General features: G+C 36.2%; 19 protein-coding genes. 7 read left to right on the forward strand and 12 right to left on the reverse strand.

Going from position 1 to position 17,177, the window contains the following annotated elements; translation table 11 throughout:
* Position 1 precedes the first annotated feature (1 nt).
* From ACQWU4_RS06855 to ACQWU4_RS06900, 10 genes are all read right to left on the reverse strand, one after another.
* Positions 2–826 carry a hypothetical protein gene (locus tag ACQWU4_RS06855; protein ID WP_429935025.1) on the reverse strand — a complete coding sequence of 275 codons (825 nt, stop codon included), beginning with the start codon at positions 824–826 and terminating at the stop codon, positions 2–4.
* A 1-nt stretch (position 827) separates the two neighbouring features.
* Entirely contained in the window at positions 828–1,751 is a 924-nt protein-coding gene (locus ACQWU4_RS06860) for a hypothetical protein (protein ID WP_429935026.1), read from the reverse strand.
* Positions 1,752–2,025: 274 nt separating this feature from the next.
* A complete protein-coding gene (locus ACQWU4_RS06865; RefSeq protein WP_429935027.1) occupies positions 2,026–3,759 on the reverse strand; it encodes an OstA-like protein in 1,734 nt (577 codons plus the stop codon).
* Positions 3,760–3,762: 3 nt separating this feature from the next.
* Positions 3,763–4,236 carry a Fur family transcriptional regulator gene (locus tag ACQWU4_RS06870; protein ID WP_034706517.1) on the reverse strand — a complete coding sequence of 158 codons (474 nt, stop codon included), beginning with the start codon at positions 4,234–4,236 and terminating at the stop codon, positions 3,763–3,765.
* A gap of 67 nt (positions 4,237–4,303) precedes the next feature.
* On the reverse strand, positions 4,304–6,298 hold the full coding sequence (locus tag ACQWU4_RS06875) for a KUP/HAK/KT family potassium transporter (RefSeq protein WP_429935028.1): 1,995 nt from the start codon (positions 6,296–6,298) through the stop codon (positions 4,304–4,306).
* 116 nt (positions 6,299–6,414) lie between these two features.
* The gene (locus tag ACQWU4_RS06880; protein WP_034709939.1) at positions 6,415–7,395 is read right to left on the reverse strand and encodes a pyruvate dehydrogenase complex E1 component subunit beta; all 981 of its coding nucleotides are present in this window, start codon (positions 7,393–7,395) and stop codon (positions 6,415–6,417) included.
* Between the two features lie 69 nt (positions 7,396–7,464).
* Positions 7,465–8,058 (reverse strand): hypothetical protein, encoded by a 594-nt coding sequence (locus ACQWU4_RS06885; RefSeq protein WP_429935029.1) that lies wholly within the window; start codon positions 8,056–8,058, stop codon positions 7,465–7,467.
* A 2-nt stretch (positions 8,059–8,060) separates the two neighbouring features.
* The gene (locus tag ACQWU4_RS06890) at positions 8,061–8,558 is read right to left on the reverse strand and encodes an RNA polymerase sigma factor (RefSeq protein WP_429935030.1); all 498 of its coding nucleotides are present in this window, start codon (positions 8,556–8,558) and stop codon (positions 8,061–8,063) included.
* Between the two features lie 105 nt (positions 8,559–8,663).
* Positions 8,664–9,083 (reverse strand): DUF2147 domain-containing protein, encoded by a 420-nt coding sequence (locus tag ACQWU4_RS06895; RefSeq protein ID WP_429935031.1) that lies wholly within the window; start codon positions 9,081–9,083, stop codon positions 8,664–8,666.
* A gap of 153 nt (positions 9,084–9,236) precedes the next feature.
* Complete coding sequence (locus ACQWU4_RS06900) at positions 9,237–11,165, reverse strand: LTA synthase family protein (RefSeq protein ID WP_429935032.1); 1,929 nt, start codon at positions 11,163–11,165, stop codon at positions 9,237–9,239.
* Between the two features lie 88 nt (positions 11,166–11,253).
* On the opposite strand from ACQWU4_RS06900, the gene ACQWU4_RS06905 reads away from it, so the two are divergent.
* The 5 genes from ACQWU4_RS06905 to ACQWU4_RS06925 all read left to right on the forward strand — a co-directional run bounded on the left by ACQWU4_RS06905 (position 11,254) and on the right by ACQWU4_RS06925 (position 14,370).
* Positions 11,254–11,967 (forward strand): CDP-alcohol phosphatidyltransferase family protein, encoded by a 714-nt coding sequence (locus tag ACQWU4_RS06905; protein ID WP_429935033.1) that lies wholly within the window; start codon positions 11,254–11,256, stop codon positions 11,965–11,967.
* A gap of 43 nt (positions 11,968–12,010) precedes the next feature.
* Positions 12,011–12,775 (forward strand): exonuclease domain-containing protein, encoded by a 765-nt coding sequence (locus ACQWU4_RS06910; protein WP_429935034.1) that lies wholly within the window; start codon positions 12,011–12,013, stop codon positions 12,773–12,775.
* A gap of 3 nt (positions 12,776–12,778) precedes the next feature.
* On the forward strand, positions 12,779–13,177 hold the full coding sequence (locus ACQWU4_RS06915; RefSeq protein WP_429935035.1) for a putative signal transducing protein: 399 nt from the start codon (positions 12,779–12,781) through the stop codon (positions 13,175–13,177).
* Positions 13,178–13,267: 90 nt separating this feature from the next.
* Positions 13,268–13,873 carry a fumarylacetoacetate hydrolase family protein gene (locus ACQWU4_RS06920; protein WP_429935036.1) on the forward strand — a complete coding sequence of 202 codons (606 nt, stop codon included), beginning with the start codon at positions 13,268–13,270 and terminating at the stop codon, positions 13,871–13,873.
* A 59-nt stretch (positions 13,874–13,932) separates the two neighbouring features.
* Complete coding sequence (locus tag ACQWU4_RS06925; protein ID WP_429935037.1) at positions 13,933–14,370, forward strand: universal stress protein; 438 nt, start codon at positions 13,933–13,935, stop codon at positions 14,368–14,370.
* 79 nt (positions 14,371–14,449) lie between these two features.
* Here ACQWU4_RS06925 and ACQWU4_RS06930 read toward each other — a convergent pair whose 3' ends face one another.
* Positions 14,450–14,683: a DUF6341 family protein gene (locus ACQWU4_RS06930; RefSeq protein WP_040998117.1), complete on the reverse strand. Its 234-nt coding sequence runs from the start codon at positions 14,681–14,683 to the stop codon at positions 14,450–14,452.
* Positions 14,684–14,725: 42 nt separating this feature from the next.
* On the opposite strand from ACQWU4_RS06930, the gene ACQWU4_RS06935 reads away from it, so the two are divergent.
* Both ACQWU4_RS06935 and ACQWU4_RS06940 read left to right on the forward strand, forming a co-directional pair.
* A complete protein-coding gene (locus tag ACQWU4_RS06935; RefSeq protein WP_429935038.1) occupies positions 14,726–15,631 on the forward strand; it encodes a DUF6427 family protein in 906 nt (301 codons plus the stop codon).
* 5 nt (positions 15,632–15,636) lie between these two features.
* Entirely contained in the window at positions 15,637–16,221 is a 585-nt protein-coding gene (locus ACQWU4_RS06940) for a DUF3109 family protein (RefSeq protein ID WP_429935039.1), read from the forward strand.
* A gap of 192 nt (positions 16,222–16,413) precedes the next feature.
* Here the strand turns inward: ACQWU4_RS06940 and ACQWU4_RS06945 are convergent, their stop codons facing one another.
* Entirely contained in the window at positions 16,414–17,100 is a 687-nt protein-coding gene (locus tag ACQWU4_RS06945) for a hypothetical protein (protein ID WP_429935040.1), read from the reverse strand.
* Between the last annotated feature and the right edge of the window lie 77 nt (positions 17,101–17,177).

Here is a 17,177-nt window from a genome sequence, read left to right on the forward strand (position 1 = left end):
ATTAATAGGCTTTAATTAAACGTGCTCCAATATATGAGTTTATAGAACTGGTATCTGTACCGTACCCAGCCAGAGATCCTCCCGATCCACCAATTGTTGTTATAGTGGGAACAACTCTCAGCTCAGCACCTGCAGGCAAGGATATGGTTTGAGCAAAACTGGATGTTTTACTTGCCTGAGTATCAATAATAAATATAATAGAATAATTGGTCTTTGTAACAATAGTTTCCCAATCCGAAGCAGGCGTATATTTAACCTGTAATGTCAATTTAAATTCTGTAACACCTATCTGAGCCCCTAAACTTCCACCGGTAAAACCAAGAGCAGCTGCCATATCATACATTCCGTTTTGCTTTACGGTCACCGAACTTGCATTTTTCAGGAGCAGATTATCAACAAGAACCTGGCTTTTATCATCCGGTGCAAGATAAACCGGAGAGCCTAAAGCAAGGCATATTCCAAGACCAAAGGCTATACACGGGATTGTAATCCCTGAGGAAATTCCTAATCTTGAACCTTTAGGCTGATAAATTCCCTGTATCTGTCTCGCAGGATTCCAGGCATAGCCATCGTACTTGTAATACTGATCATCAGCTTTATTGTAGATAAGACCTCCTACAAGATTAGGATAATCGCTAAAAAGATCTGTTGATGCATCATACTTCGGAAAAGTAGTATAGGTATTGGAATATGGAAGTATTGCTCCTCTTGTTCCATCCTTGATTTTCAATATATTCTTACCACTGGCAACATTATCTCCAATGACTACTTGTGCGTTTACAACACATTGAAATAAAAGCACTGAAATTAATACTATCTTTTTCATCTTACTGCATATTTATTTTTTCAACAATAATTTCTGATACACCACTTCCTGTAGTATTCATAGAGAAAGACAATACATTTCCACCAATGATACCGGTACAAATTCCTGATCCGATATTCTGGTTTCCGTAAAATCTAAGTCTTAAATTGTCACCTGCTTCAAAGCTGCCTATATAAGTAAGCACTAATGACTGTCCCACATCAATGGCTGTCGGATTTAAACTTCCCAGAGATAACGCACCGCTGGTAGAGCTGGAGGTATTGTTTGTGATAGGTCTCCAGGTTGTAGGAGCTGCTGCAGTACTTGTTTCAAGATCAACCTTCGAGTATAAATTAATTGTTACTCCCACACATAAAGCCGGTGTCTTAACATCTATAGCACCACTTTTAAAGGAAATTTTATACAGGCCTTTTGTTTTTATGTTAATGACATTGCTTGTGGCTGATGCAAGGGAAACATCTGCAGAAATATCATTATAACTGGGACTGGAAGTTGTAAAAGGAACATCTATGGCTCCTCCTCCCGTAGGACAAAGCCTGTTTACCCCTCCGCATCCTAATCCGCATGTTCCGCAATCTGCTGTTATAACGGCACTTCTTATAAAGCGGGCCATTTTATTGTTTTTCAGCGTAGAAACAATTGCATCAGAAATTTTCCAGGTTGTACCGTCATTTTGTACTATACTTCCTGTTTCTCTGTTGAAAATAACGGATCCTTGGGTACCGGTCCCTGTTGTACCTGTTGCTGATGCAGGAAGCACTGCTGTGGTATTGGATCTTGGCATCCGGGCAGCATTATTATCCTGTTTTACATGCAAAAGTGTTCTTGTGTCTGGCTGAAATCCGGCGGTTTTAGTAATCCCAACCTGTGCGCTGACCCCTATAAAGCAAAAAATAAGGGCCAAGAGGAAATAGTAGATTTTCATTTTTAAATTTTTTTATCATTCTTGGTGTATTAAATTTATAAAATATTCTAACTTAAATGATATCATTCTTCAAAAAATAATGTTAAATAAAAAGAAAAACAAAAAAAACCTAGAATTAAAGGGCGATCCAGAGACTAAGCAACTATCTTAAAATTGAAAAAAAAGAAATTATTTTACTTTATTTCAAAGATTTTTTCTGTTTTTTTTAAATAATAAATCACCATTTCTTAGTTAAAAAATGGTGATTTATTATTTCTGTGGAAAAATAGTGACTTTATTTTCGTACCCGCTTAGGCTTTTTAGCCTCTTCTTTGGCTTTTTCTTTGTCTATAGCTTCCTGGGCCTTATTAAAGAGATCATTGTCAGCAGAATACTTTATTTCTTCATAATTCGGGCTGTCTACAAGGATATCCTGCCATTTTCTGATACGGTCTCTGGTATTCCAGTTAAAATCGGAGAATTTTCTTTTATCCGGTTCTATTTTACTCATGGGATAGGTATCTGAATTGGCGCCAATACTGCATGATATAATCTGTAAGGCTCTTTCTTCAAACAATGCACCAATGATTCCGCAGGTAGAAAGTGTAATTCCTATTCTCTGAGGTTGTTTTGTCTCCTGATCCACATCATCCACATATACAATTGACTGGGCATTTCCTACGACCCTGGCTTCTTTAATATCATTATTCTCATAGTAAACGGTCATGAATTTACCTTTTACCTGATTAAATTCATCTTTAAGGTTTAGTGAATCCACTTTGCTGATTGCAAAAGCGTTTCCAATGACCTTAAGTGAATCTATGTTTTCATTCTTCGTGTTAAAATAAGCTTCTACCTTGTCTCCTGTCACCTGCTTTTCACCACTCCAAAGGATTGGGTTGGTATACATATGCATGATTCCGTCTGTTTCGTTGAAGGCAATGGAGTCTGCCCTTCCTTGGGCATTTGATTTAAAGATACGTGCTTTTTTATAAGCTCTTAGAAAGCTTTTCTTTATTTTTATGTCTACTGCATCGGGTTTCTGGTAAGAAAGGATCTTTTCTGCTGCAAAATAAATAGAGTCTTTTTCCATGATCTTAACCGCATACGGGCCTTTAGTCATCATAGCAGAATCCTTTTTCTGAAAAACTTCTCCATAGCCGCCTTTAATATATCTTCTTTCTATGGGATCATCAAGGGTAACATTGCCGGTTGCTTTACCAAAACCTGTGACGTTGTTGAAGTACATATCATCACCTGTAAGGATCTTATCGTTATAAAATATCTTGGAATTTTTCGTAAGGAAAGCTTCCTTGGTTTCCATTCTGTAAGTTCCTCTTTCGGTATAAATCCTGTTTTTTGGATTGGCTCTGTTGGTAATTGTTGTAGGTCCAAAAAACTCAGCAACCTTTGTATTCTGGTTTTGTTTAATATTGGGGCCTTCTATAATGTAATCAGGGTTGTCAATTTTTACATTCCCTACAAAATCTATCATTTTGGTGTTGAGAAAGTAGGTTGCAGATTTGGTATACATCACGTTTTGTCCGTCAGAGATCGTTCCTCCGGTATTGAAGTATGCCTGATTGGCAAGTCTGTCGTAATAAAGGATATCGGTTTTAATGGTCTGCTTAGGATCGGTAAGAACAACATCTTTTCTGGCAACTCCTTTCTGGGTTACTCCATTATATTCCATTTCACTGGCGGTAATCACGGAACCGTCTGCATTCTGAAGCTTTGCATTACCAATAGCTTTTACAAGACTTTGATCATTATAAAGAATTACTTCATCGGCATAGAGAACAGATCCCTGATGCTCTATCTGAACATGACCTACCATGTACTGGTTTCCTTCGTACTTGGTGTCTTTTCTAAATTCATCGGAGTGGATAATCTTTACTTTATCTTCAGGTCTTACGGCAGGTGAAGGCTGTCCTTTACTTTGGATATAAGGATCCATCTGCGTCGTTTTATTCTCCTGTGCGGAGCTGAACGCAGAAATAAAGATTAACAGAAAAAGGATTATTCTCATTGATTAGTCATTCTTGGTACCATAAAAATACAGTGAATGCGAATCAATATTTACGCCAAATGCTTCTTCAATTGCTTCTTTAATTCCCTGGATTCTCGGATCACAGAATTCGATAATTTCTTCAATTTCTTTATCAGAGCCTTTTTTGTAAATCACCAAATGGTCATGCTGTTTGTCAAAATAAGACTTCTCATAAGATGAAGAGGTCAATGTTTTTTCTCCAAACTGATGCTTACGGATTAAGCCTGCATCAAGGAAAATTTCAATAGTGTTGTAAATCGTTGCTTTTGAAACATGATATTTCTTCTGCATCATGAGAAGATACAGATCATCCACATTGAAATGGTGATCCATACTGTAAATCTCTTCTAATATCGTATATCGTTCAGGTGTGTTTCTGAAACCCTTTTCTAAGAGGTAATTTCTTAAAACATCCTTGATCAAAGCAATATTTTTTTCTTTTTGTACTGTATCCATCAAAAAAATTATCTACAAATTTATTGATTTTTATTTAAATAGACCTTATGGTTGGGGATCTGTACTTTTAGGAATTGTGACGGAAGAAACCGGATTGCTCAATTTTGTTGTCATAAATCGTAAGCTCAGTAATCGGCGCAGATTCTACTTCCACGTTGTGTGTAGACACTCCCCACGCCTTGAAATCATCACTTCCGATGTACTTCACAAAGTTGTAGATATTAAGCGTAATCTTCTGTTTAACAGTTAAAAGTATATCGTTAATATATGTATTATCTATAATTACATACTTCAGATCCGGCGGGATATTATGTGCTCTGAGAGAAGGGTGGCTGCTTCTTGAAGGGATAGTTCCGTCTGCCATAAGATCTTTCAATACCATGTTAAAATAATCGTTGATTCTACGGTCTACTTTAAACCCTAAAAGGAAGTTAACCTTGTATACAGTTCCCGGCAGAATTTCATCTACGGTATATTTGAAAGTATACGGATCTTCCTGATTGACAATACTTAATATAAAATAATGATCGGCTCTTTTCGGCTGTTTTTTGATGATGGAATAGATAATTTTTGATTCTACTTCATCATTTCTTTTGGCTCTGCTCAGATAGGCAAGGTTGGTAGCATACTTTGGAATGCTTTCATCCAGCTTCATATCTTTTATGATAGAAACGTATTTCTCAATTTTCACAAACTGGATAAATCTTGTTTTTATCAGTCTTCCGTTATACCAAGCATACATGGAAACTCCAATAGAACCTGCTAAAACAACTGTAATCCATCCTCCTTCCATGAATTTGATAATGTTTGCACTGAAGAAGCCCAGCTCAATAGCCATATACACTAAAGCGAAAAATACAATTAATACTTTGCTTACTCTATGCTTTAACAGCCAGAATACCAACAGAACTGTAGTCATCAGCATCGTCACTGTAATGGAAAGTCCATAGGCCGCTTCCATTTTTCCTGACTCTCTGAAATGAAGTACCACAATGATACACAGGATAAGCAGTCCCCAGTTGATTCTTGGGATGTACATTTGTCCTTTAACCCCGGAAGGATAATCAATTTTTTGATTAGGCCATAAATTAAGTGACATTGCTTCTGAGAAAATAGTAAAAGAACCTGTAATCAAGGCCTGACTTGCAATAATTGCCGCCGCAGTTGCCAAAATTACTCCCGGTACGATCATCCACTCTTCCATGATTCCAAAGAATGGATTGACTACGGAAAATCCAGGTTTTCCATGGTTGGTTAAAAGCCATGCTCCCTGACCAAGATAGTTTAGAATAAGCATGATCTTAACAAATCCCCAGCTTACTCTAATATTTTTAGCACCACAGTGTCCTAAGTCTGAATAAAGAGCTTCTGCTCCGGTTGTACATAGAAAAACAGCACCAAGAATAACAATTGCACTTGGGGAATTCACAATAAGCTTGTAAGCATAATAAGGATTGAAAGATCTCAGAATTTCGAAATTCTCACTTAAATGCATTATTCCCAAGCCACCCAAAACCAAAAACCAGACTACCATCACGGGACCAAAAAATTTCCCGATAAAGCTGGTTCCGAACTGCTGTACCACAAAAATCACAATCAGGATTCCTATGGTTATAGGGACAACAGGGGTATGTGGATTATATATCTCAAGACCTTCGATAGCTGACATTACTGTAAGTGATGGCGTGATAACACCGTCTGCAATAAGTGCTGCTGCACCTATAATGGCAATAAGATACAGCCATCCTTTTTTAAGATTTTTAACTAACGAGAATAAAGCCAAAATACCACCTTCTCCTTTGTTATCTGCTCTTAAAGCAATAATTACATATTTTATCGTAGTCTGCAGAGTAAGGGTCCAGATAATACAGGAAAGAGCTCCTTCTATATATTCGTTGAAAGGCATATTACTGCCTCCGTCTTTTGCGTTTACGATCGCTTTCATTACGTAAAGCGGTGATGTTCCGATATCTCCGAATACAATTCCTAGAGATACTAAAACTCCAATAAAAGAAAGTTTCTTTATGTCAAAATGATAACCATCTTCTGTAAGGTCTGCCATGTCAGCTTATTTTTTTAAACGCGCAAATTTATACTAATTTTATGACGTCAAGAATTATTCTTCATGAATATAATAAATGAAAAAACTTCCTTTCGGAAGTTTTTCTCTATAATAGTTTATTTTACGTACATCGCTTTTTTGATCTCCTCTTTCACTTTTTCAAGTTTAGGGAACCATTCTGCAAATAATGCAGCTGAATATGGTGCAGGAGCATCAGGAGTAGTAATTCTCTTGATAGGCGCATCCAGATAATCGAATGCTTTCTGCTGTACCATGTAAGTAATTTCAGAAGATATGGAAGCAAATGGCCAGGCTTCTTCTAAGATTACCAATCTGTTTGTCTTTTTAACTGAAGCTAAAACAGTATCAAAGTCAAGAGGACGAACTGTTCTAAGGTCAATCACCTCTACAGAGATTCCTTCTTTAGCCATATCTTCAGCAGCCTGAATAGCCAGCTTCATGATTTTACCGAAAGAAACCAAAGTAACGTCTGTACCTTCTCTCTTGATATCTGCTTTACCTATCGGCAGGTAATATTCTTCTTCAGGAATTTCCATTTTGTCACCATACATCTGCTCAGATTCCATGAAAATTACAGGGTCATTATCCTGGATAGCAGTTTTCAATAATCCTTTTGCATCATAAGGGTTTGAAGGAACTACAACTTTAAGACCCGGAACATTGGCGAACCAGTTTTCAAAAGCCTGAGAGTGGGTAGCACCCAACTGACCTGCAGAAGCAGTAGGACCACGGAAAACGATCGGGCAATTCCACTGTCCACCACTCATCTGGCGGATTTTCGCAGCATTGTTAATAATCTGATCAATACCTACCAATGAGAAATTGAATGTCATATACTCTACAATTGGCCTGTTACCATTCATTGCAGCTCCTACAGCAATTCCTGTAAAACCAAGTTCTGCAATAGGTGTATCGATTACTCTTTTAGGGCCAAATTCATCCAGCATTCCTTTTGAAGCCTTATATGCACCATTGTATTCTGCAACTTCCTCCCCCATTAAAAAGATGGATTCGTCTTTACGCATTTCCTCGCTCATTGCCTGTGCAATTACCTCACGAAAAGTATATTCTGCCATATTTATTTGAAAAATTTAGAGTACAAAAATAGTGTTTTTTTATTATACACATAACAAAAAAGGTTTTTCTTATGTATGACTGAGTTCTCTGTAGTTTTTTCTGAGATTGGACAGGATTCTGCCATAAGTTTTTTTGTAGACAAGATAAATCAAATACATTGTAATGATAACAGCAATCGCAAAAACAATATAGTTTACCAATTCAGGAGTAAGAGTATCCGCGTTCGTTTTGTGATAAGTATTAAACTTGCTACCATCACGAAAACCTGCCATAAAATCTTTCACATTATGCTTGAAATTAATTAAATTATCCACAACAATTAATAAGAAAGAAATTCCTGCATATCCTACAATAACCTTTCGTAAATTTAAAATACCTTCCATCAGCGAAACAGAATCTTCGCCTGCCTTTATTTTACAATATAAATAGATAATGAGTCCGAAAAATATACCAAACAATCCCATCCTTATATAAGGAAACTCTCCATCAAAATATCCGTAGACTGCCCACAATACAATTTCGGTTATTCCGATGATCAATAAAGTCTTTGTAACAGAAACAGATTTATGTTTTATCATCTGATGAATTTCATTTTCAGAATAGTTTTTGAGTTCATCGGATTGTTTATTCCAGTCTTTCTTTAAAAGTTCCAATTCTTCCATATTTATTTTCTGTTTATTTTGGTTTTAAGATTATTTTTTGCCCTGTTCATTTTCACTCTTGCGTTTCCTTCTGTTATTCCGAGGATTTCCCCGATTTCTTTATACGGTTTGTCGTCAAGGTACATCATGATCAAAGCTTTTTCCACATCAGATAATTCATGGATGGCTTTATACATTTTCTTCAGTTTATATTCATCATCTTCGTATGTATCATACTCCATTTTCAAAGAAGAAACATCTATATCAATATGCTGTAATTCTTTCCTCTGCGGTTTTCTAAAAAGGGTCATTGCAGTATTGAGTGCCACTTTGTACATCCATGTAGAAAATTTAGCTTCTCCTCTGAACCCCGGAAATGCTCTCCAAAGCTGAACCGTAATCTCCTGAAACAGGTCTTGATGGTCTTCCCCATTATCCGTATATATCCTGCATACTTTATGAATAAGCCTTTGATTGGGCTTAAAAAACTCGACAAAAGATTTTTCCAGTTCTGTGCTCATACCTTATGAGTGGAAAGTTTTTATTTTCGTTACAGATTTTTTTCAAAAAAATAAAAAACGGCATCTCATTTCTGAAATGCCGTGTAAAATTCTATTTAAACTTGATTAGTTTACTTTGTCCCAGGTTTGAGTTCTTCCAAATACAGAAACTCCCATATACCCTCTTACATTCAGTTTGTCACCGCTTCTTGTGATGGTACATTTGTAAGTTTTGCCTGTTTTAGGATCAGTAATCGTTCCTCCTGTAAACTCGTCACCGTCTTTTTTAAGTCCTCTGATGATCTCCAGCCCCAAAACCGGTTTTCCTTTTCTGTCGTCCTTACATCCTGAGCAGTTTGGATCTGCAGGTTTTATCAGCAGCTGGGAAACTTTTCCGTAATACTTCCCGTCTGATTTTTTAAAGATTTCAACAATAGACTTAGCCTGTTTTGTTTCATCATCTATAGTCTTCCATTTACCTTCAATCTGTGCAAACGACAGTACGCCGAACAGGGAAAGTGCGAATGTTAATAATACTTTTTTCATATTTTTTATAGTTTTAATTCCGATAATAGATTTTTGTTGTCTATCTACTGTTAAAAATATAAATTAATTTTAAACAAACAAAAACTTTTATTATCCTTGGCATTATATAACAACACTTATACCAAAATCAATAATCTAAACATTCGTTAAACATCAGTGGAGTTTCCTGTTGATTACTCTATCCATATAGTCCTGATACCATGCTTTTGCAGTCTGCATTTCTTTCTGTATTTCGGGAGTATTTACCTTACCCATCAGATTTTTTTCAAATCCAAGGTCATTTTTTTCATACACACCTGTAATTTCCTTGCCATCGAAACGGTACATATGGTTTCCAATAATAAACTGTTCTGAACTTCCATCTGAATTAACTATAATAGGAGAATATTTTTTATCACTTACAAGACTTCTGCCCCAGCTCCGGATCTGTTTATTGTATCCGATAAGGTCTGCCAGCGTAGGGTAAATATCAATCTGCTGTGCTACTTCAGGATTTACTCCTTTAAGATTGTATTCCGGATTTGGAGAATAAAATATCAAAGGAACGGCAAAACGGTTCATGGCTTTTTCGTATTCACCATAAGCGATCTGGTTGGTATGATCTCCCGTGAAAACGAAGATGGTATTATTAAACCAGGGCTCTTTTTTAGCCGTTTCAAAATATTTCTTAATCGCATAATCCGTGTACTGGATTGGCTCGTGCATTTCGATGGTTCCTTTTTTAAATTTCCCTTTATATTTTTCAGGGATTTTAAACGGATGATGTGATGAGGCCGTAAATACAGTGGTCATAAAAGGCTGCTTCTTTCCTACATTTTTTGCAAAATACTGGAGAAACGGTTCATCCCATATAGCCCACATTCCATCGAAATCTTCATCATGGTTAAATTCATTTTTCCCGAAATAATGTTTAAAGCCTAAAATATTTCCAAATCCAAGAAAGCCCATTGATCCATTCGGAGCTCCATGATAAAAAGAAGTATCATAACCCAGATCATTACACACCGAAACAATAGACTGGATTTTCTGATTGGAATAGGGTGAGCTGGTAAATGCATCCGTAAGACTCGGAATTCCTGCCAAAACACTGCTCATTCCATGAATAGACTGTCTCCCATTGGCAAAAGTATTGGGAAAAATCAGACTCTGGTTTGCAAGACTATCAATAAATGGTGTATAGGAAACATAGCCATTTATATTTTTATCTTTATTAAAGGCGCCAGAATATTCCCTCCCGAAAGATTCAACAATAAAAATGACAATATTGGGACGGTTTTCCACTTTCCTGTCATAAATTTTATAAGGCTGAACATTGTCAGTAATATATTTTTCGCCTACAAAATGAACTTCTTTAAAATTATTGGTTCCTAATGTTCTGAAAAATGAGAAAGTACTGTTCAAAACTATATTTCCCTGAAGGGGATTGACTACAAAACGATTGGCATCCACCAGATTAATGGGTCTTGTACTATGTTTGAAATCACCACGGATTCCTCCGACAACCAAAACGGCCGTAGCACAAAGAACAAGCACAGACCAGATAAAATATGGGATAAGTTTTACAGGCTTCTGCTCCGTGATCTTCACTTTTTTGTAAAGGAAAACCCAAAGAGCCATTAAAACGATGAACCATATAAGAACAAAAGGATGCTGTCCGATGGAAACCATAAAAACCTTAAAAATATTGGTTTCATGTTTTGCCACCTGCATTGCGGTAGATGTCAGTCTTGCCTGGGCGAATTTATAATAGACAAAGTCTCCGAAATTCATCGCATAAGCAATTCCGTTGGTGATAAAATACAGCCAGAACAGAACAGCCTGGTATCCTTTTTTTGTATTGATAACGATCGGGATAAGACTTAACAGAATAAATAAAGCATTAACGTACAGAATCGCCGTTGTATCAAAAGCAGTTCCATGAAATGCCAGGTTGAAATAATCTGAAACGGAATCTACTTTGATGAGTTCTTTATTGAAATACCAGAACAAAAGCCGGGCAATCTGATAAAAAACGTATGCTAAGAAAATCCTGTATAAAAGGACCAGAACTTCTTGTTTTCTAAATTCTTTAAAAAATTTCATTCGGCAAATTTACATCAAAATCATATTCATCTCTTTTTTCCTTCATATTATTTCAGGATAAAATTTGGAAAAACTGTATTTTTGTTGAATGAATTTCATAAAAAATAATCTTGCCAATTTATTGACGCTTGCCAATCTATTTGCAGGCTGTATAGGTGCCATACATCTTATTCTGGGAGATTACCAGACTACGGCAATCTGCCTTATTCTTTCTTCCATCTTTGATTTTTTCGACGGGTTTGTGGCCCGTGCCGTAAAATCCAATTCCAATCTGGGGCTACAGCTGGATTCACTGGCGGATATGGTAAGCTTCGGACTGATTCCGGGTCTTACGATGTATAAAGCCTTAGAACCATTCGGAAACGAAATTTCAGGACTGCACCTCCCTTTTGATATCAGTTATATTGGCCTTCTTGTGACCGTTTTTTCATGTCTCAGACTGGCGATCTTTAACCTTGATGAGGAACAGCGTTACTATTTTAAAGGATTGAATACACCTACCAATACTGTACTTTTATTTGGATTGTATTATGCATTCAAAGAAACAGGAACTTTTGGATTTTTATTTGAAAATTCGTTGCTTTTAATTCTGTTGACCGTTATAACTTCGTGGCTTCTGATCAGCCCGATCAAGATGATGGCAATGAAATTCAAATCAAAAAAGCTTCAGGACAATTATCCTAAAATTATTTTACTGGGCGGTGGAATTGCCATTCTGATTATATTCCAGATTGTTGGTATTCCGATGCTTGTTATCTATTATATATTAGTATCTCTGATTTTTCAGAGACAGTTGAACTAAAGATTATCTTATTTTCAAATTAATACGTTATCAAATTATAGACATGAATTTAAAACTCCATAAACCTCTTTGCATTTTTGACCTTGAAACTACAGGAACCAATATCGGAAAAGACAGGATTGTAGAGATCTGTATTTTAAAAGTAAACCCGGATGCATCCAGAGAAAGCAAAACCTGGCGCGTAAATCCGGAAATGCCTATTCCTCTTGAATCCAGCGAGATTCACGGAATTTATGATGAAGATGTAAAAGATGCTCCTACGTTCAGGGAAATTGCTTCAAAAGTGATGGAAATGCTTTCAGGAAGTGATTTGGGAGGATTCAATTCCAACAGATTCGATGTTCCGCTTTTGGCAGAGGAACTTTTGAGGGTAGAAATAGATTTTGATCTGAGCAAATTCAGACTGGTAGATGCCCAAACCATTTTCCATAAAAAAGAACCAAGAAACTTAGGGGCAGCTTATCAGTTTTACTGTGGAAAAGTGTTGGAAAATGCCCATTCTGCAGAGGCTGATGTGATGGCTACTTTTGAAGTACTGGATGCACAGGTTGGAAAATATGATGATATTCCGAATGAGATCGCTCCTTTAAGCGAATTTACATTCCATAATAAGAATGCGGACCTTGCAGGATTTATTGGATTTAATGATAAAACGGAAGCTGTTTTCAATTTTGGAAAATATAAGGGACAGGTGGTAAAAGCTGTGTTTCAGAAAGATCTGGGCTATTACGGATGGCTTCAGAATGCAGATTTCCCGTTGTATACAAAGAAAGTATTTACAAAGATCCAACTTTCAGGTAAATTTTAGAAAATGTCAGGCTTAGTTAAGTTTAAATTTTATGAAACTGCCCTTGAAGCCAACAGGGACAAACAAATTCTTGCCGAAAACGGAGTGAACAGTTTTATAGCGAATGAGTTGCTTATCCAGTCGGATTGGTTGCTTTCACAGGCTGTAGGCGGTATTCAGCTTCAGGTTTTTGAGGATGATCTGGAAAAAGCAAAGCAGATTCTGCAGGATTACAATGATAATGAAGCCTATTCTTTAGAAGTGGAACACACCATCAAAGATCCGGAGTTTAGTTTTGTATGTCCGAAATGTGGGTCAAATCATATTTACAGGGACGACAGAGCAACAAGTTTCTTTGGAATTTCAATTTTGGCAAGCCAGAAATTTGTATGCTATTATTGTGGAAACGAATTTACTCATTAGGATAAAGTTTAGCATTCAAGAATAATAAAAGATTGCTTCGTCGTTACATTCCTCGCAATGACGAGCGTATAAAACATAAATAAAAAAGTTATGAAAATCATTTGTATAGGAAGAAACTACAGCGAACATGCAAAAGAGTTAGGAAACGAAATTCCTGAGAAACCGGTTATTTTCATGAAGCCGGATACAGCAGTTTTAAAAGGAAATGATTTTTACATCCCTGAATTTTCGAATGATATTCATTATGAGCTGGAAGTTGTTTTAAAGATTTCAAAAGGAGGAAAATATATCCAGAAAGAAGTGGCCAGCAAGCATTATGATGAAATCAGCTTAGGAATAGATTTTACAGCCAGAGATCTTCAGAGCGAGCTTAAATCCAAAGGCCTTCCATGGGAACTGGCCAAAGGTTTTGATGGTTCTGCTGTAGTAGGAAACTTTTTCAATAAGGAAAGTTATGATCTTGAAGCCCTTCAGTTTTCTTTACTTCAGAACAAGGAAAAAGTTCAGGACGGCAATACAAAAGATATGATTTTCAGCTTTGATGATATCATTACTTTTGCTTCCCAATATTTCACATTAAGGGTAGGTGATCTTATTTTTACCGGTACGCCGAAAGGGGTTGGAAAGGTAAATGAAAATGATGTTCTGGAAGCTTATCTGAAAGATGATAAAATTCTTGATATTCGAATATTATAAGTATTTAACATAAAAATTCTGCAATTTTTTCTTATCTTTAAATAACAAAATTAAAGGTCATGATAAATATTGTACTACCCGTAGATTTTGGGGACAAAACAGAACAGCTTGTAGACGGAGCCGTAAAATTTGCAAAACAGTTGAACGGCAGAATTTTTCTGATTCACGTAGCACCTTCGGATATTGGTTTTGCTATCGGTGATATGGGATATCAATATTTTCCTGAAGTAGAAGCCAACGAGATCAAAGAAGAGCTGGTACAGCTGAATAAGATCGAGCAAAGAATCATTGCTCATGATATAGACTGTGAGCATCTATTAAAACAGGGCATTGCGAAGGATACCATTCTGGAGTATGCAAAGGCCAAAAATGCTGATTATATTGTAATGGGATCACACGGAAGAAGCGGAATCTATGATGTTTTTGTAGGAAGTTTAACGAAGGGGCTTACGAAGGATTCCCACGTTCCTGTATTGGTGCTTCCTATCCACGACTAGAAAAAAGTAAATTTTAATCGTTAATAAAAAAACCGATCAGACTAAAGTCCGATCGGTTTTTTACTATATAACCAATTAATTAACCTTCTTTTTTGTAGATCTTAGGATCGTAGTAAGGATGCTTACCTTCAGTTGGAGAATAATAGTCTTTATCTTTATCACCGCTCAATTTTACTACCAGTACATAACACCAATAAGTAAACAATGTACAGCAAACAATAAATAAAATCCAGTTTAAAACATTTCCAAATGTATCAAAAAAACCAAATGTGAATTTGAAAACTTTACTTAAGAATAACCAGAAAGACGTCATTATTTTCCTTTTTTAAATTAACTTTGTACAAATTTATAAAAAATGTTTAAATTACTTTCAAAAGAAAGCAATATTTTTTCAATCCCTGTTTATATTGGTTTTCTTCTTTTAGTAGTCGTAATATTTAACATACTGAATTTCAACACTTATGAGGCTATTATCGCAGGAATAACTTTTCTGGGGATTGCTTTGGGATATTTTTGTTTTCACAGTATTGCACTTAATTATCAGACACATCTTCCGTTATTTTTATACACATTTTTTATTTTTGGACTGTATCCGGGAAATCTGGACATAGGAATTGCCGTTTCACTGCTCACCAATTCTTTTCTGATACTGCTTTTGACAAGTGCAGATGAGGATATCAGGAAGAAATCCTATGTTCTGGTAGGAGCAATTGTGGCTTTAAACTTCATTTTTCTGCCTACCACCTGGCCAATGGCTCTTTTCGTGATCGTTCACGTGATAGCAACATCTCAAAAAATAAGCTTAAATCTTTTCAGATTTCTTTTGGGAATTGTGCTGATTGCCTTCAGCTATTTCTCTGTCATGTTCTTTTTCCATTTTACTACATGGAATATTGATTATTTTCCTTTTGGAAAAATGAAGCCCATGACGGATTATACTGATCTACTTCCTTTGATTCCTGTTTTCCTGATGCTTATTTATGCAGTATACGACCATTTTAAAAACTATAACAAGAAAAGCCCGATAAGCCGTTATAAATACACTTTTCTGCTTGTTTTTTCACTGGCACAGCTGGTAACTATTATTCTGTACATGAATAAGAACTACGAATATTTACTGCTTCTGGCATTTCCGGCAAGCATTATCCTGAGCAGGATGATAAGATTTTTGCCGAAATACTGGATGCAGGAGATAAGCTTATGGCTTATCATTATGAGTATGATTGCTTTTAAAGCAGGTACCTATTTTAATTTATTTTAAAGATTATGATTCAGATAGACGATAAATTGATTTCAGAGGATATTTTTTCCGAAGAATTTGTTTGCAACCTTACGAAATGTAAAGGTGCATGTTGTGTGGAAGGAGATGTAGGAGCTCCCCTAGATAAGGATGAGCTTGAGATTTTAGACAGTATTTTTGATAAAATAAAGCCTTATCTTACACAGGAAGGTATTAAAGCTCTTGAAGAGCAGGGTACATGGACTACCGATCCTATGGACGGAATGTACGTTACACCTATGGTAGAAGACCGCGAATGCGCTTATGTAACTTTCGATGAAAAAGGAATTACAAAATGCGGTATTGAAAAAGCTTATGAAGACGGTGCTGTAGACTGGCAGAAACCTATCTCATGTCACCTCTACCCGATCCGCATTACCGAATATTCTACTTTTACAGCCCTGAACTACCATGAATGGAATGTTTGCAGTGATGCCTGCACACTTGGAAAAGAACTGCAGGTTCCTGTTTATAAATTCCTGAAAACTCCACTGACCAGAAAATATGGTGAAGATTTTTACAATGTTTTATGTGAAGCTGCTGATGAATGGAAAGAAGCATATGGCTCTTAAATAACAAAAAACCGTAGATCAGTCTGCGGTTTTTCTTTATCAGCTATTTTAAAATTACTGTTTCACTACTGCCATTTTCAGCCACCTGAAAAAGTATTAAAATTTATATTATAGTTAAATTTGAGTTAAAAATTATTCCCCCAGAAAAAAAGCCGGAAAATATCCGGCTTTTATATTATAAACTATCTGCTCTTATTTAAAATCAGCATCAGAAGCACCTGTATTTAAAACAACCTTTGTTGTTTTCACTGTTACTTTCTGACCTTGTCCCTGAATATCTACTTCAGAAGGGAACTTTATGCCTTCTACAGTCATGAAATCTTTTATAGTAACACTTCCTTCTCCTACACTGGATTTGTATAAAAGTCCGGTAGCAGCGTCAAAGTAAAATTTTCCTTTATCCGAAGACAATACATTATAATCCTTAGCATCCAGTTTTTCCGTTGTTACGGTCTGAAAAGCCGAAGGGTTAAAAGCCAATGCCTCAACGGTTGTTCCTTTTTTAAGCTCAGCAATGTTCTCGGCAGGGAAATCAGTTTTCTGTCCGGCTCTTTCTATATATCCTTTTTCACCGTCAAAAACCTGAGTCACGGTCTGTCCCATTGCAGTTTGTACAGATTTAAATTTGTTCCCCATTTTTACAGTGCTCATGGTAATATCCATTCCCTGAACATTGAGTGAATTATCAATAATGGTAGATTTTACCGCTTCTAATTTACTTTTACCGCCCAAAGCTTTAAAGTAATTATCAATAACTTCTTTTGGTGTCAGTTTAGATTTCACGACTTCCGTCTTTGCGGGAGCTGCACTGGCTTTCTGGGCTGCTGCCGGAACTGAAAAAAGTACGGCACAGAAAAACGGAATGATGATCTTTTTCATATCTATATAAGTTTAAAGTGTAAATATATGAATAATGACCACAATAAAATAAACACGGGATATTTTTGCGAAATATC

It is taken from the genome of Chryseobacterium sp. MIQD13, assembly GCF_050496705.1.
Taxonomy (GTDB): domain Bacteria; phylum Bacteroidota; class Bacteroidia; order Flavobacteriales; family Weeksellaceae; genus Chryseobacterium.